The following is a 1,508-nucleotide window of genomic DNA, read 5'->3' as shown; positions in this document are numbered from 1 at the left end:
GGACTAAAGTCCAATGGCACTGCTCAAGTGAGCAAAAAAAAATCTGTAAGGCAATATCTACATAGATAATTGCCTTACAAACCAAAATATCTCCCTCTAGTATGCCAAATCGTGCGTCCATTCTCAAGCAACAATTTTTACAGAGTGTCGCCTTACCCTGGAGAGAACTGCTACCAGACTCTCAAGTCCTTGAGCTGTTGGCCAAGGAGAACGTGAGGTATTACAGCAGTGTCTACACACCGATCGTGACCTTATGGGCGATGGTATCGCAGGTACTAGATCCAGACAAAAGTCTCTCTCAAGCAGTGAAGCGGATGAGTACCAGGCCCAGGGCTGCCGGAGTCAAGCCTCCTTCTTCAGACACAGGGGCTTACAGTAAAGCTCGTCACCGACTACCCGAAAGACTTGTCCCACAGTTAGTACCCATAGTCGCAGAAGCTCTAGAAAAGCAAGTTCCAACAGAAAAACAATGGTGTGGATTGCGGGTGCGGGTACTAGATGGGACAACGGTGTTAATGAGTGATACTGCCGCCAATCAAGCCGAGTATCCGCAACACAGCAATCAAAAAACTGGATGTGGATGGACGATCGCCAAAATGGTAGTGTTGTTTTCACTGCTAACCGGAGCAGTGGTATCGGCTGGTATTGCTTCGTTGGCGACGAGTGAGATTGTGATGAGTCGTCTGCTTTATGCAAATTTACTCCCCAACGATGTGATCTTAGCGGATCGAGCTTATGGCAATTATATCGATTTAGTTTTGGTAAAACAGCAGGGAGCGAACGCTGTTTTTCGGAAAAATCATCTTCGTAAGACGGACTTAAGGGCGGGGCAAGAAGTTGGGAATTGGCGACCATCAAGTTGTCTGGGACAAGGCCCAACAGTGTCCCAAACACATGAGTAATGAGGAATTTGAGGCATTGCCCTCTAATTTCATCCTTCGGGAAGTCTGAAGAGCGTATTCAACGCCGTGGCTTTCGAGAAGAGCGTATTATTGTGGTCACAACGTTACTGGATGCCAAGCGCTACACAGTTCAAAAATTAACTCTGTTATATGGACTGCGCTGGTCTGCTGCTGAAGTCAGTCTCCGGCATCTTAAAACAACTTTGAAAATGGAGATGTTAACAGCTAAAACTCCGGCAATGGTAAGAAAAGATATCTGGACACACTTATTGGCTTACACTTTATTGCGTACCATAATGTGGCAAGCGGCATCTTCGTCAGAATATACAACTTTTCAACTCTCATTCCCATCGACTCGGCAGCAGTTTAATCAGTTCTTGACGCTGTTGGCAACTACAGGAAAACGCCAACAGCTCCAATGGCATCAATTGCTGTTGGATCAGGTGGCAACTAATTTACTCACACGGAGACCCGATCGTTCCGAACCTAGAGTTTTGAAATGCAGACCGAAGCCGTATCCTCGAATGCAGGAACCTCGCTGTATCTTAAAAAGTAAACAGGCTAGGTGATTGAGACTTGAGCAGTGCCATTGGACTTTAGTCCGCA

1 pseudogene is annotated in these 1,508 nt (G+C 46.4%); it reads left to right on the top strand.

Annotated features, from left to right (window positions below):
* The first annotated feature begins 101 nt into the window (after positions 1-101).
* A pseudogene (locus tag JGK39_RS33420) lies at positions 102-1,471 on the top strand (IS4 family transposase).
* Positions 1,472-1,508: the final 37 nt, after the last annotated feature.

The sequence above is a fragment of the Microcoleus sp. PH2017_12_PCY_D_A genome, from assembly GCF_020738565.1.
GTDB lineage: Bacteria > Cyanobacteriota > Cyanobacteriia > Cyanobacteriales > Microcoleaceae > Microcoleus.
This window is presented reverse-complemented; position numbering and strand designations above follow the sequence as displayed.